The sequence below is a fragment of the Pseudomonas sp. NFR09 genome (assembly GCF_900111535.1).
Classification (GTDB): Bacteria; Pseudomonadota; Gammaproteobacteria; order Pseudomonadales; family Pseudomonadaceae; genus Aquipseudomonas; species Aquipseudomonas extremorientalis.
In genome coordinates this window covers 92,483-106,017 of the sequence record NZ_FOIH01000005.1, presented here as the reverse complement: position 1 = coordinate 106,017, position 13,535 = coordinate 92,483, and the positions used below count along the sequence as shown (strand labels likewise).

16 protein-coding genes are annotated in these 13,535 nt (G+C 60.8%); 5 read left to right on the top strand and 11 right to left on the bottom strand.

Annotated elements, in window-relative coordinates; all coding sequences use genetic code 11:
• Positions 1-111: 111 nt before the first annotated feature.
• Together BMX59_RS13280 and BMX59_RS13275 are read right to left on the bottom strand one after the other, a co-directional pair.
• Positions 112-510 carry a DUF2177 family protein gene (locus tag BMX59_RS13280; protein WP_093122162.1) on the bottom strand — a complete coding sequence of 133 codons (399 nt, stop codon included), beginning with the start codon at positions 508-510 and terminating at the stop codon, positions 112-114.
• Positions 511-562: 52 nt separating this feature from the next.
• The gene (locus tag BMX59_RS13275; protein ID WP_017134857.1) at positions 563-1,399 is read right to left on the bottom strand and encodes a CvfB family protein; all 837 of its coding nucleotides are present in this window, start codon (positions 1,397-1,399) and stop codon (positions 563-565) included.
• A gap of 323 nt (positions 1,400-1,722) precedes the next feature.
• Between BMX59_RS13275 and BMX59_RS13270 the strand changes: the two genes are divergently transcribed.
• The 3 genes from BMX59_RS13270 (at position 1,723) to BMX59_RS13260 (ending at position 3,754) form a co-directional block, all read left to right on the top strand.
• Positions 1,723-1,902 carry a hypothetical protein gene (locus BMX59_RS13270; protein WP_003193095.1) on the top strand — a complete coding sequence of 60 codons (180 nt, stop codon included), beginning with the start codon at positions 1,723-1,725 and terminating at the stop codon, positions 1,900-1,902.
• 197 nt (positions 1,903-2,099) lie between these two features.
• Positions 2,100-2,822 (top strand): TorF family putative porin, encoded by a 723-nt coding sequence (locus BMX59_RS13265; protein ID WP_092242894.1) that lies wholly within the window; start codon positions 2,100-2,102, stop codon positions 2,820-2,822.
• 65 nt (positions 2,823-2,887) lie between these two features.
• On the top strand, positions 2,888-3,754 hold the full coding sequence (locus tag BMX59_RS13260; protein ID WP_092242891.1) for a DUF6279 family lipoprotein: 867 nt from the start codon (positions 2,888-2,890) through the stop codon (positions 3,752-3,754).
• Here the strand turns inward: BMX59_RS13260 and copD are convergent.
• The 5 genes from copD to BMX59_RS13235 all read right to left on the bottom strand — a co-directional run bounded on the left by copD (position 3,751) and on the right by BMX59_RS13235 (position 8,078).
• Positions 3,751-4,605 carry a copper homeostasis membrane protein CopD gene (copD, locus tag BMX59_RS13255; protein WP_092242889.1) on the bottom strand — a complete coding sequence of 285 codons (855 nt, stop codon included), beginning with the start codon at positions 4,603-4,605 and terminating at the stop codon, positions 3,751-3,753. The genes BMX59_RS13260 and copD overlap by 4 nt on opposite strands.
• Entirely contained in the window at positions 4,602-4,976 is a 375-nt protein-coding gene (copC, locus tag BMX59_RS13250) for a copper homeostasis periplasmic binding protein CopC (protein ID WP_093122152.1), read from the bottom strand. Before copC ends, copD begins: the two co-directional genes overlap by 4 nt.
• Before the next feature lie 54 nt (positions 4,977-5,030).
• Positions 5,031-5,846 (bottom strand): copper resistance protein B, encoded by an 816-nt coding sequence (locus tag BMX59_RS13245; RefSeq protein WP_093122147.1) that lies wholly within the window; start codon positions 5,844-5,846, stop codon positions 5,031-5,033.
• Between the two features lie 10 nt (positions 5,847-5,856).
• Positions 5,857-7,563, bottom strand: a complete 1,707-nt coding sequence (locus tag BMX59_RS13240) for a copper resistance system multicopper oxidase (protein ID WP_093122142.1) — start codon at positions 7,561-7,563, stop codon at positions 5,857-5,859.
• Between the two features lie 125 nt (positions 7,564-7,688).
• Positions 7,689-8,078, bottom strand: coding sequence for a transcriptional regulator (locus BMX59_RS13235; RefSeq protein WP_093122138.1), 390 nt, complete (start codon positions 8,076-8,078; stop codon positions 7,689-7,691).
• 154 nt (positions 8,079-8,232) lie between these two features.
• Between BMX59_RS13235 and BMX59_RS13230 the strand changes: the two genes are divergently transcribed.
• Positions 8,233-8,508, top strand: coding sequence for a hypothetical protein (locus BMX59_RS13230; RefSeq protein WP_092242875.1), 276 nt, complete (start codon positions 8,233-8,235; stop codon positions 8,506-8,508).
• Positions 8,509-8,558: 50 nt separating this feature from the next.
• Here the strand turns inward: BMX59_RS13230 and BMX59_RS13225 are convergent, their stop codons facing one another.
• Positions 8,559-9,905: a DEAD/DEAH box helicase gene (locus BMX59_RS13225; protein ID WP_093122552.1), complete on the bottom strand. Its 1,347-nt coding sequence runs from the start codon at positions 9,903-9,905 to the stop codon at positions 8,559-8,561.
• Positions 9,906-10,098: 193 nt separating this feature from the next.
• Here BMX59_RS13225 and BMX59_RS13220 point away from each other — a divergent pair, with 193 nt between their 5' ends.
• Positions 10,099-11,397 (top strand): mechanosensitive ion channel family protein, encoded by a 1,299-nt coding sequence (locus BMX59_RS13220; protein ID WP_092242872.1) that lies wholly within the window; start codon positions 10,099-10,101, stop codon positions 11,395-11,397.
• Here the strand turns inward: BMX59_RS13220 and BMX59_RS13215 are convergent.
• From BMX59_RS13215 to BMX59_RS13205, 3 genes are all read right to left on the bottom strand, one after another.
• Complete coding sequence (locus BMX59_RS13215; protein ID WP_093122131.1) at positions 11,394-12,263, bottom strand: carboxylate/amino acid/amine transporter; 870 nt, start codon at positions 12,261-12,263, stop codon at positions 11,394-11,396. The two genes, BMX59_RS13220 and BMX59_RS13215, sit on opposite strands and share 4 nt — an antisense overlap.
• A gap of 202 nt (positions 12,264-12,465) precedes the next feature.
• Positions 12,466-13,065, bottom strand: coding sequence for an FMN-dependent NADH-azoreductase (locus BMX59_RS13210; RefSeq protein WP_071491348.1), 600 nt, complete (start codon positions 13,063-13,065; stop codon positions 12,466-12,468).
• Positions 13,066-13,204: 139 nt separating this feature from the next.
• Positions 13,205-13,519, bottom strand: coding sequence for a hypothetical protein (locus BMX59_RS13205; protein ID WP_058425359.1), 315 nt, complete (start codon positions 13,517-13,519; stop codon positions 13,205-13,207).
• Positions 13,520-13,535 lie beyond the last annotated feature (16 nt).

Below are 13,535 nucleotides of genomic sequence, written 5' to 3'. Positions count from 1 at the left end.
AATGCGTGCCAATTGAACGCAATCCCTTTGGCACGGCGCTCCAAAGGGACTGATAACGGGCTATAGGGCGGCGCCACGCTCAGCAACGGTGCACAGATATCCTGTACACAATCAGCGTTGCACTCGTTGTGCACACAGGTAGCCCACCGTACAGCATGCGGCGGTCAGGAACGTCCCCCAGGCCATGTCCATGATCGCCAATCGAGCGGACCAACCTTGCAGCGTGGCCCAGTTGCTCAGGTCATAGGTGCCGTAGGCGACCAGGCCGAGCAAGGCGCCCAGGCGGGCGACGCGTTGCCAGCTTGCGCTGGGCAAGACCACGAACACGACGCAACCGAGCACATAAAGGAGATAGAACAGCGTTGCGGGCAACAGCCGAGGTTGATCCAGCATCAGTGGACCCAACAGGGACTTATAGGTGGGGCCCATGATGACGCCGAGCCAGAGGCCGTCCAGTATCAGGAAGGCGAGCAACGTGCCGAGGTAGGCGAACAGCGTTTTCTTATTCATTGAGGCGGCCTCTGTAGACGCCAATGGGCGCCTACAGAAGAGCAGAACGCACTCAGCTTAGTTCAATGCGATCGGCATGAATCACAATCTGGCCCTGCTTATACAGCGCACCGATGGCCTTCTTGAAGTTGCCCTTGCTCACGCCGAACAAGTTGCTGATCACCGCCGGGTCGCTCTTGTCGCTGACCGGCAACGTGCCGTTGTTTTCACGCAACTTGGCGAGGATCTTCGAGTTCAGGCTGGAGGCCGCTTCCTGGCCAACCGGTTGCAGGCTCAGGCTGATGTTACCGTCGGCACGGATCTCTTTGATAAAGCCTTTTTCTTCCTTGCCCGGGCGCAGGAACTTGAACACTTCGTTCTTGTGGATCAGGCCCCAGTGCTTGTTGTTGATGATCGCCTTGAAACCCATGTCCGTGGCTTCGGCCACCAGCAGATCGACTTCCTGGCCCACCTGGTAGTTGGCCGGTGTCTTGTCCAGGTAGCGATCCAGGCGTGCAGTGGCGGTGATGCGCTTGGTGTGCTTATCGAGATAGACATGCACCACGCAGTATTCACCGGCCGTCAACTGGCGCTTTTCTTCCGAATACGGCAGCAGTAGATCCTTGGGCAACCCCCAGTCGAGGAACACGCCAATACTGTTGACTTCCACCACTTTCAAACTGGCGAATTCACCGACTTGAACTTTGGGTTTTTCAGTCGTGGCGATAAGTTTGTCATCGCTGTCCAGATAAATGAAAACGTTGAGCCAGTCTTCATCTTCACTGGGAATATCTTTGGGGATATACCGATTGGGCAAGAGGATTTCGCCATCTTGCGCACCGTCCAGGTACAAACCGAAGTTAGTATGTTTAACCACTTGCAAGCTGTTGTAGCGCCCGACTAAAGCCATGTCCAAACCCCTCATTACGTCGGCGGCATTCTACCCGAGTTGCGCTCGCCACGCGCGGGCGCCTGAAAAATCGCGGGCTGGCGTGGCCTTCCAATGGCATAGCCCCGCTCGTCCGATTACTGGACTGAATTTTCCAGCGCTGCCGAACGCCCTCCATCCCCGTGGTTTCGAGTTAAAACAGTAAGTTAGAGGCTTATTTCAAAGATGAACTTTGGCTATTTCCACACCCGACACTTATTCCAGGAGGATATTTACCAAGCAATTGTCAAGTCATTCCTGTACGATGCCTGGCCAAGTTAATTTTCTACAGGTTAGTGGCCGCCATGCGCGTAAAAGCATCCAACAGCAAAGCAAAGCCAGCTCCCGCCGTTGAAACCAGCGAGTCGATCAACAGCCAGATTGCGGCGTTCCTCAAGTCCGGCGGCGAAATCCAGCAAATTGCCAAGGGCGTAAGCGGCCAGACTTTCGGCCCGTCCAAGCAGATCAGCCTGGGTAAAAAGTAATACCGCGCAATCCCCCTGGTCCCTAAGCGTCTTGACTTTCAAGGCGCTAGGACTAGAGCCTCAAGTCCCCCCCGCTATACCTCTAATCGACGAACGGGCCTCACCGCCTGCCATTCGCCGGTATGCTTGCACACGTCTAGCACGGGCATCTGCCCGATTTCATCCGTCACTGCTCCTCGCTTTTCATGGAGTGAAGCATGTTCAAATCCTGCATCTTCCTGGTCTTTGCCCTGGTTGCCAGCCCCCTCGCCGAAGCGCAGGTCTTCCAGCGTGAATTGGGCGATTTCGACCTGAAATTGGGCACCACACCCAGCCGAAGCATGGCCCAGGGCCTGGTCAAGCCCACCTCCCCCGGCAGCGACTCGTTCCATGGCGGGCTGGACCTGAGCCACGACAGTGGCCTGTATTTCGGTCAGTTTTCACCCAACATGGGCTTGTCTTCGTCCAGCAACCTCGAAATCGATTCCTACATGGGTTTCAAACACCCCTTCGACCAGACCCTGGGTTACGAAGTAGGCCTGATCCACTACAGCTACCCCAAGCTCAGCCCCCTCGACAGCCAGGAGTTCTACGGCGGCCTGAACCTGTTGGGCAACCGCTTCGGGGCGTCCTTCAGCAACGACCCGGACCGCCAGGACAGCACCCTGTTCGCCGACCTCGGTGGCACGCAGCCATTTGGCATCGGCGTCAGTATGAAATACACCACCCATCAGTTGGGCACTCCGGTTTCGGTGGACGGCGGCTCCATTCGCAGCTTCAGCGACTGGTCGGTGCAATTCTCCCGGGAGTGGATGGGCGTTGATTTGAATCTGATCTACAGCGACTCCAGCCTCAGCGGCGGGGATTGCTCGGCCTACTCCGGACACAATTCGCAATGCGATGGCCTGTTGACGCTGAAGGCTGCGCGGTCGTTTTATTGATGGGCTGAACTGTTGCAACCGCTGCGGGTTCACATGTGATAACCCACTCTGCGAAGGACCCGCCCATGCTGCGTCGGCTCAAACTACTGATGCTATTACTGAGCCTGAGCCTGGTGCTCGCCGGCTGCAATCGCGTGGGCCTGGCCTACCGCAACCTGGACGTGATCATCCCCTGGACCCTCAACGACTACTTGGACATGAACGCCGGGCAGAAGAGCTGGTTCAACGACACCCTCAAGCAGCACCTGGCCTGGCACTGCACCACGCAATTGCCGGGTTACCTGGATTGGCTGGACCGCCTGCAGCGGATGGCCGATGACAATCAGGTCACCGACGCTGCCTTGCAGGCCCGTACCGTCGAGGCCAAGCAGGCCATCAACGAAATCGCCCACGAGATCACCCCCTCCGCCATCCAACTGCTACAGGGCCTGGATGATCAGCAGGTCAAGGACATGAACGACGCGCTGGCCAAGGACCTGCGCAAACGCCAGGACGAATACCTCAAGCCGCCCCTGGCACAGCAGATCAAGGAGCGCGCCGAACGCATGAATAAACGCCTGGACGCCTGGATCGGCCCGCTCAGCGCCAGCCAGCAGAACCGCGTAACCGCGTGGTCCATCGCCCTGGGCGAGCAGAACCGGGAATGGATCGGCAATCGCGCCCGCTGGCAGGCGCAATTTATCGACGCCGTGCAACAACGCCGCAGTGCCGATTTCCCGCAGAAGATCCAGCAGTTGCTGGTTGACCGCGAAAGCCTGTGGACCCCGGAGTACAGAGCGGCCTATGCCCGGACGGAAGCGGCGGCGCGCAGCCTGATTGTCGATGTGATGGCCGAAAGTACGCTGCCACAACGGCAGAAACTCACGCAGAAAATCGACAAGGTCCGCAGTGATTTCCAGGCACTTAAATGCTTGAAGAGCGCGCAGTCCTAACCGGGCACCAACGTCCCCAGCCAGGCCACCAGCGCCAGGATCAACACCACTGCGGCAGACTCCAGCGCAATGCTGCGACGCAGTGCTTTGACTGCCACGGTAGTGTCGCCCGCCGCCAGGGCGCGTTGCAGCAACGGCGTGAATTGCGAGCGATTGAGCGCCGCCAGCCCCAGCATCACACCGAACACGCCCAACTTGACGCACAACAGGAGCGCGTAGGTGCCCCCGGTGATGCCATCGAGGTTCGGCCCGACCACAAACAGATAATTCGCCACGCCCGTGCCGATCAGCACCGCTACGAACAGCATGCCCATCCGCTCGAACGCCGCCAGCGCGTGGGCCAGCCTGTGGAGCGCCGGTAACGAGGTACTCCTCAGCGCCAACCCGAATGCAGCCAGCGCGCCGACCCAACCCGCCGCCGCCAGCAGGTGCGCACTGTCGCTGAGGACGTGCCACAACCCCTGCGTACCCTCATGCATCACGCCGTGTCCAGCCCACGCCAGCGTCACCAGCGCAATCGCGCCGAACAGCGGCGCCAGTCGGGTATTGAGCGCAACCAGCACCAGCGCCACCATTCGCAAGCTCCAGGTCCAGCCCAGCTCGGTCTGCCAGAGCATCATCTGCAGGTGCGGCCACAGCGTTTGCCAATCTTCAGCGCCGCTCATGGCCTGGGTCATGACCAGCAGCGACGCCACCGACAGCAGTACGCCCAGGCACGCCGCCAGCCGCAACAGCGGCTGCAGATTCAATAGGCGGCGGTCGCCATAGAGGCCAAACAACCCCAGGCCGAACACCAGCATCAAATCCAGATAAAGCGCAAAACGCAGGAATATCGAGACCGCCTCACTCATGGCTGGACGCTGAACATCACATTCCCCAGGATCGGATGCGTATCGGACGACACCGCGCGCCAATCCACCCGATAAGTACCCGCCGTCAGCGCGGACGCCGGCTTGATCAGCATCACCTTGGGATCGGTACTGGCGGCGACGCTGGCTTTCACCGGCATCGGCGAGTGAGACATGCCGGGCATATCGGTCATGGTCAGTTTGGCGCCAGAAAACTGCGTCAGCAGGTTTTCCGAGAAACGCAGTTCAATCACGGCGGGGGGTGCGCCCTTGGCCCCATCCGATGGTGCGGACGACAGCAGCTTTGGATGAGCTGATACCGCCAGGCTGGTGATCAGTCCGGCGCACAGCACAGTAGTTTTCAACAATGACATGCAAGGCTCCAGGCCGCTCATGGCGGCGAGTGAGTTATAGGATGGGTAAAACCGTCAGAACCACAGACGCACACCGACCACCCAGCGCCATTGGCTGATGTCTTCGCCTTCATCCCGAGCGTATTGCGCGGTCTGGCCGTAGCTGCGGTTCCAGCTGACGCCCACGTAGGGCGCGAACTCACGGCGTACTTCGTAACGCAACCTCAAACCCAGCTCACTGTCCGACAGGCCCGAACCGACGCCGCGCGGCGGGTCGTTGCGTCCATAGAAGTTGAGTTCAGCGGTGGGCTGCAGGATCAGCCGGTTGGTCAGCAGGATGTCGTAGTCGCCCTCCAGGCGAGCAGCGGTACGACCCGCCTCACCGACAAACAACGTGGCTTCGGCTTCGAAGTTGTACAGCGCCATGCCCTGGGCGCCGAACGCCGCCCAGGTCTGGCCGTCGCCCGGTTTGAAGTCATGGCGCACGCCGCCCACCAGGTCCCACCACGGGCTGATGGCGTGCCCCCACAGGGCCTGGACCTCGGCACTTTCAGTGCGACCGGCACTGCGCTCGCCTTCACTGCGCAGCCACAGACGGTCGATATCGCCGCCAACCCAGCCTTTGATATCCCAGTTCAGCGCGCCTGCACCGTCACCGCCCTGCCATTCCAACTGGTTGATCAGCAGCAGCGAATTGACGCCACTGTCATGAACCCTGTGCCCACCGGGTGCGTTGTACACCGCCGCGCGATCAGCATCGGTCAGCGCCGGGATCGGTGTGCGGCTCTCGGTGAGCGCCGGTGTCGCCGGGCTCATGCCCTGGAACTCGTCGGCCTGCACCAACGGAGCGAACGCCAGCCCGATAACGGCGAATAAAACACGATGGCTCATGCTTGCGTCCTTATTCATGCACGCGCACCTCTCGGAACATGCCCATTTCCATGTGGTACAGCAGGTGGCAGTGATAGGCCCAACGCCCCAGCGCATCAGCGGTTACGCGGTAGCTGCGCCGCGAGCCCGGCGGCATGTCGATGGTGTGCTTGCGCACTTGGAACTGGCCGTTTTCATCCTCCAGATCACTCCACAAGCCATGCAGATGAATGGGATGGCTCATCATGGTGTCGTTGACCAGCACCAGCCGGACCCGCTCGCCATACGTGAGCTGCAAGGGTTCGGCATCGGAAAACTTCACGCCATTGAACGACCAGGCGAACTTCTCCATGTGCCCGGTGAGGTGCAGCTCAAGGGTGCGGCTGGGGTCGCGGCCGTCAGGGTCTTCAAAGGTGCTGCGCAAGTCGGCGTAAGTCAGGACACGCCGGCCGTTGTTGCGCAGGCCGATGCCGGGGTCGTCGAGCTTGGGCACCGGGTTCATGGCCTGCATGTCCACCAGCGGGTTGCCTTGCTCGCTGGCCGGATGGGCCTGCATCGACATGGCGCTGTGATCCATGCCCGCCATGTCCGGCATATCCGCCATGGCGCCGTGGTCCATGCCGCCCATGCCCATGTCGTCCATGGTGATCCAGGGGCGCGGGTCCAGCGCCGGCACCGACGCGATTGCTCCCGCTTGAAGGGCCAGCGTGCCGCGGGCGTAACCACTGCGGTCCATCGACTGCGCAAACAGGGTGTAGGCGACCGCGGTAGGTTCGACCAGCACATCAAAGGTCTCCGCCACGGCAATGCGGAACTCATCGACACTCACTGGCTGCACCGGCTGGCCATCGGCGGCGATCACCGTCATTTTCAGCCCCGGGATGCGCACATCGAAATAGCTCATCGCCGAGCCGTTGATGAAGCGCAGGCGCAGGGTCTCGCCCGCCCGGAACAGGCCAGTCCAATTGCGTTCCGGTGGCTGGCCATTGAGCAGGTAGGTGTAGGTCTCACCGCTGACGTCGGCGAGGTCGGTGGGGTTCATCTTCATCTGCGCCCACATCAGGCGATCGGCGGCGGTGGCCGACCAGCCCTGCTTGCCCACATCCCGCACGAAATCGCCCACGGTGGGTTTGTGCAGGTTGTAGTAGTCGGACTGTTTCTTGAGGGTTTTCATCAGCGCAACCGGGTCTTCATCGGTCCAGTCCGACAGCATCACCACGTAGTCACGTTGGTAAGTGAAGGGCTCGGGCTCCCTGGGATCGATCACCAACGGGCCATACACACCCTGCTGCTCCTGAAACCCCGAGTGGCTGTGGTACCAGTAGGTGCCGTGCTGCTTGAGCGTGAACTGGTAGACAAACACCCCACCCGGCTCGATGCCCTTGAAGCTCAAGCCCGGCACACCGTCCATGGACGACGGCAGGAGAATGCCGTGCCAGTGGATCGACGTCGGCTCGGCCAGGCGGTTCTTCACGCGCACGGTGACCGTGTCGCCTTCGCGCCAGCGCAGCAAGGGGCCAGGCAGGCTGCCGTTGATGGTCAGCGCGGTACGGTTGCGACCGGTGAGGTTGACTGGCATCTGGTCGATGAACAAATCGAATTCGGTACCCGCCAGCACGGTGGGCTGACCGGGACTGGTGAGCGCCCAGACCGGGCTGCGCCAGAGCCCTAGTCCGCTGAGCAAGCCGCCGGCGGCCAGGCCTTTGACGAAGGTTCGTCGGGTAGTGGTGGAGTGCATGCCGATTCAATTCCATGGGTTGAATGGCAGCAGATTAGGCAGGGCCGGCTGTCAGCCAGCTTAGCGGCAGATTACCGATCTGACAGGTTCGCCCGGCACCGTACTCGGTGCCGGAGCGTAGGGGGTCAGGCGATCTGCGCCTTGGAGGCCACTTCGGCAAAGGTCGTTGGGTCCAGTGCATCCGCCTGTTCGTCCAGCACCTGGCGCGGGTGATCATTGCCCGGGATCGAACTGTCGATCAGCGCCAACAGCTGCGCGCCGAGCGGAGTCAGGATGAAATTCTCACCATTGCCGCCCTCCTCTTCAGGGCGCGACTCGATGAAGCCGCGCTTGAACAACAGCGCTTCATAATCTGCCGCGGTCTTCTTGAGCGCGTCCAGGTTACCGGTGGACTCGCCCGCCGTGGCCTTCTCGACCGCTTCCTGCTCGGCGTATTTGCGTGGGGCGAAGCTGCCCTCGCCGTTCTGCACTTCATGCAGCAGACGTTCGATCAGATCCCAGTTGTAAGTCGTCATCCTGATTCCTCCTGCAGGCGGGTGGAAAATAGCCTGTCTAGAGGTGTGACACGCCCTGTCGGTCACCGTTCAGCCGAATAGACGGACGTTATTTCTCTGAACTTTCCAGACGTTCGCGGCCTCAACAGCTCATATCCGCCAAGGAGGTGTACCCATGAAAACCCTGATGAACCTTGCCGTCGCGGCCGCGCTGTTTAGCGCCCTGCCCGCCTGGGCCTGTACGCCCGACGAAGCCACGAGCAAGCGCGAGCAATTGGCTCAGGAAGTGACCAGGCTGACCGAACAGAATCCGACCAAGGCCAAGGAGATCAACGACGAACTGCAGAAGATGGACCTGGATACGCAAAGCGCGGAGTTCCCCGACAAATGCCAGTTGATCGACGCCCGGCTCAAGGAACTCAAGGAAGCCGCCGCCAAAGCCAAAGACTGAGGGCATAAAAAAACCGGACAATCGTCCGGTTTTTTCACATCACCCGCGCCTTATTCGGCAGCCGGGGCTTGCGGCTTGCGGCGCTTGAGCGGTGCCATGCCGTCCTTGCTGACGAGCGACAGGTTGTCGGTCTTCGGCCGGTTGGCGATCTTGCGCTTGGTGGGCGACTTGGCGCCGGTTTTCTTCTTATCGCCCTTGGCGTCGGTCTTTTTCTTCTTCACGCCAACGGCCTTGCCCGAGGCCTTGACCTTCTTCGGCCCGGTGTAGGTGCCTTTGACTTCCTTGATGGTACGGCGCTCGAACGACTGCTTGAGGTAGCGTTCGATGCTCGACATCAGGTTCCAGTCGCCATGGCAGATCAGCGAGATGGCCAGGCCATCGTTGCCGGCACGCCCGGTACGGCCGATACGGTGCACGTATTCGTCGCCGCTGCGGGGCATGTCGAAGTTGATCACCAGGTCCAGGCCGTCCACGTCCAGGCCGCGTGCGGCAACGTCGGTGGCCACCAGGATCTTCACGCCGCCGGCCTTGAGGCGGTCGATGGCCAGCTTGCGGTCCTTCTGGTCTTTCTCGCCGTGCAGCACGAACGCCTTGTATTCCTGGGCCACCAGGCGGCCGTAGATGCGGTCGGCGGCGGCGCGGGTGTTGGTGAACACAATGGCTTTCTGATAGGTCTCGTTGGCCAGCAGCCAATTGAGGATCTGCTCTTTATGCACGTTGTGATCGGCGGTGACGATCTGCTGGCGCGTGGTCGCGTTCAGGTCGCTGACGTTGTTGACCTGCAGGTGCTCAGGATTGTTCAGCACCTTGGCGACCATCTCGCGCAGGGTGGAACCGCCGGTGGTGGCGGAGAACAGCATGGTCTGCTGGCGGTTGATGCACTCGCCCACCAGGCGCTGTACATCGTCGGCAAAGCCCATGTCGAGCATGCGGTCGGCTTCGTCCAGCACCAGCACTTCGACTTCCTTGAGGTCGAGGTTGCCGGCGTTGAGCTGCTCGATCATGCGCCCCGGGGTGCCGATCAGGATGTCCGGCACCTTGCGCAGCATGGCGGCCTGGACCTTGAAGTCTTCACCGCCGGTGATGATGCCGGACTTGATGAAGGTGAACTGGGAGAAGCGCTCGACTTCCTTCAAGGTCTGCTGGGCCAGCTCGCGGGTCGGCAGCAGGATCAGGGTCTTGATGCTGACGCGCACTTTGGCCGGACCGATCAGGCGGTTCAGCACAGGCAGGACAAAAGCGGCGGTCTTGCCACTCCCGGTTTGAGCTGTCACCCGCAGGTCACGCCCTTCGAGCGCGAGCGGGATGGCCGCTGCCTGCACAGGCGTAGGCTCGACAAATTTAAGCTCGGCCACGGCTTTGAGCAGGCGTTCGTGCAGGGCGAATTGGGAAAACACGGGTGCTACCTCGAAGAAATACAAAAAATCAGCTGCATAGGTTACCGGTTTCGGGCGCCCAAACCGAGTTTCTTTACGTGAACGGTGTGAATCGGCCGCTTTTTTGTCAGGACATTTGTCCATGGCGTCAACTTTGTTGCACTTAAATGCTCTAATCGCCCCGTCTTGTCCCACAGAAGAATCGGTTTCACCCATGGATATCAAACAGCTCTGGCTCAACGCCCAGGACCTCTGGGGCGCCCTCGATGAACACCCGCTGCTGCACGCCAGCCTCGGCTTGCTGGTGTTGCTGGTGGTGGCCCTGGTGCTCGGACGAGTGGCGCGCTACCTCATCCTCCACGCCGTCAAACTGCTTGGCCGGCAACCGTCCCTGCACTGGCTCAACGACCTGCGGCACAACAAGGTCTTCCATCGCCTGGCGCAGATGACGCCGTCACTGGTGATCCAGTTCGGCCTGTACCTGGTGCCGGACCTGAGCAAGACCGCCATCCTGTTCATCGGCAACGTGGCCCTGGCGCTGACCATCCTGTTCCTGGTGCTGGCCATCAGCGCCCTGCTCAACGCCCTGCTGGACATCTACGCCCGTACCGAACACGCGCGCACCCGCTCGATCAAGGGCTATGTGCAGTTGGCGAAGATGGTGCTGTTCGTGTTTGGCGCGATCATCATCGTCGCCACCCTGATCGACCGCTCTCCGCTGTTGCTGCTGTCGGGGCTGGGTGCGATGTCGGCGGTGATCCTGTTGGTGTACAAGGACACGTTGCTGTCGTTCGTCGCCAGCGTGCAGTTGACCAGCAACGACATGCTGCGGGTCGGCGACTGGATCGAAATGCCCCAGGTCGGCGCTGATGGTGATGTGGTGGACATCACGTTGCACACGGTCAAGGTGCAGAACTTCGACAAGACCATCGTCTCCATCCCCACCTGGCGCCTGATGTCCGAGTCGTTCAAGAACTGGCGCGGCATGCAGGCCTCCGGCGGGCGCCGCATCAAGCGCAGCCTGTTCATCGACGCCAGCGGCGTGCGCTTCCTGCGCGACGACGAAGAACTGCGCATGACCCAGGTGCACCTGCTCACCGACTACATCGGGCGAAAACAGGCCGAACTCAAGGCCTGGAACGAAGCCCAGGGCCACAGCGCGCAACTGTCGGCCAACCGCCGCCGCATGACCAACCTCGGCACCTTCCGCGCCTATGCCCTGGCCTACCTGAAAAGCCATCCGGACATCCAGCCGAACATGACCTGCATGGTGCGCCAGATGCAGACCACCGCCCAGGGCGTGCCGCTGGAGATCTACTGCTTCACCCGCACCACGGCATGGGCCGATTACGAGCGGATCCAGGGGGATATCTTTGATTATCTGCTGGCGGTGTTGCCGGAATTTGGCTTGAGTCTGTATCAGCAGCCGAGTGGGAATGACTTGCGCGCCGGGGTGTTGCCGGCGGTGTTGGGGGCCAGTCATTTGCCGGCCCCTGAAAGTCGCGCGGGCTAAACCAGGGAGCGGTTGGGCGCCTTCGCGCCCAACCGACTGATCCACACCGCCCCCAGAATCACCACCCCACCCAACGCCAACTGCCCCAGCGGCTCATGCTGGTTCCAGATCAGCAAATTCAGCAGCAACCCCACCGGCACATGCAGGTTATTCATCACCGCCAGCGTACCGCCCTGCACCAGGCAGGCACCCTTGTTCCACCAGTACATGCCCAGCGCCGTACTGACCAGGCCAAGGAACACCAGCACGCCCCATTGCAGCGGCGCCTCCGGCAGGAAGTCAGCCTTGCCGAACAGCAGGAATGCCGGCAACACCACCAACAACGCGCCCACATAGAAGTAACCAAAGCGCCGGTAGTGCGGCAGGTCACTGGGGTAGCGCGCCACCAGGTGCTTGTACATCACCTGGCCGGCGGCGTAGGTGAAGTTGGCCAATTGCAGCAGCAGGAAACCGCCAAGGAAATGCGGGGTGATCTGGTCGAAGCGAATCACCGCTGCGCCCGCTACCGCCACCAGTGCGGCGACCAGCGCCCAGGGGTTGAAGCGACGGTTGAGGGCGTCCTCGATGAGGGTCACGTGCAACGGCGTGAGAATGGTGAACAGCAGCACTTCCGGCACGGTGAGCACACGAAAGCTCAAGTACAGGCACACATAGGTCACGCCGAACTGCAGCGCGCCGATCACCAGCATGCCGCGCATGAAGGCCGGTTCCACCGAGCGCCAGCGGGTCAGCGGGATGAACACCAGCCCGGCCAGCAGCACACGCACCAGCACGGCGAAGTAGCTGTCGACGTGACCGGCAAGGTATTCGCCGATCAAGCTGAAGGAAAATGCCTGAATCAGGGTAACAACCAGTAAGTAGCCCATGCGCGCCTCGTTTCGAATGGGCGGGACATTAACGGTTTTCGACGGTTGAAGAAACTCGAGGCAAAAAAAACCCGACCTCGCTAAAGCGTCAGTCGGGCGGTAGCACTCAGGAGCAAAAGTGCAAAGGGAGGTTCGTTACGCGTACTTGAAGGGTTGGCGTGGAGCGATATAAACACTGCGCGATTATGTGACGATTAAAGGATCAAGCCACCTGGGCCAGCAGCGCCTTGGCGTGGTTGATGCCCTTTTCCTGGAAGTCACCGCTCAGGTTCACCCCTTCGGCATGAATGAAGGTGACGTCATGAATCCCGATGAAGGCCATGACCTGACGCAGGTACGGTTCCTGGTGATCGGAGCTGGCGCCGGTGTGGATGCCGCCGCGAGCGGTGAGCACGATGGCGCGCTTGCCAGTCAGCAGACCCTGAGGGCCGGTGGCGGTGTACTTGAAGGTCACACCCGCACGCAACACGTGGTCCAGCCAGGCTTTGAGGGTGCTGGGGATCGCGAAGTTGTACATCGGCGCAGCCATCACCAGGACGTCGGCGGCGAGCAATTCGTCGGTCAATGCGTTGGAACGATCCAGGGACGCCTGTTCGTCGGCGTTGCGCTGATCGGCCGGCTTCATCCAGCCGCCGAGCAGGTTGGCATCCAGGTGTGGAACCGGGTTGAGCGCCACGTCACGGACGGTGATCTGATCTGTCGGGTGAGCGGCCTGCCATTGGCTGATGAATTGCTGGGTCAGTTGGCGGGAAATCGAATCCTGCTGGCGAGCGCTGCTTTCGATGATCAGAACGTTGGACATGGCGTTGTAGGCTCCATCTGTAATTGCTGTAAGTCGATGGAGTGAAGATTAAACAGAGCCAATTCGATTAAAAAGCGCAAAAAACTGCTATAACCCATCTATAAATTTGTTCAAAGGCGGAGCATGCTCCGCTCTCGGCTTATTTCGGCGTGCAGGCCAGGGCGATACGCATCTTGATAATGGCGCGGTTGAACTTGACCGTGGTGTTGGTACTTTTGCCCGCCGGCACCGTGACCGTGCGGCGACGCGGCGATTCCGGGCCGTTGGTGAAGGTTACCGAGCACACGGCATCGTGGGTGCCGTAGTTATTGAGTTGGATCGAACTGATGTCGCCGTCCACGTCAGAGGCGGTGTAATCGATGCTCACGCCGTCGATCTTCTTGGTCACGTCGATGGGGTAGGCAAACGCACTCATCGGCAGCAGCGCCAGCAACACACAACAGAATTTTCTCATTCGGCAGTCTCCAATA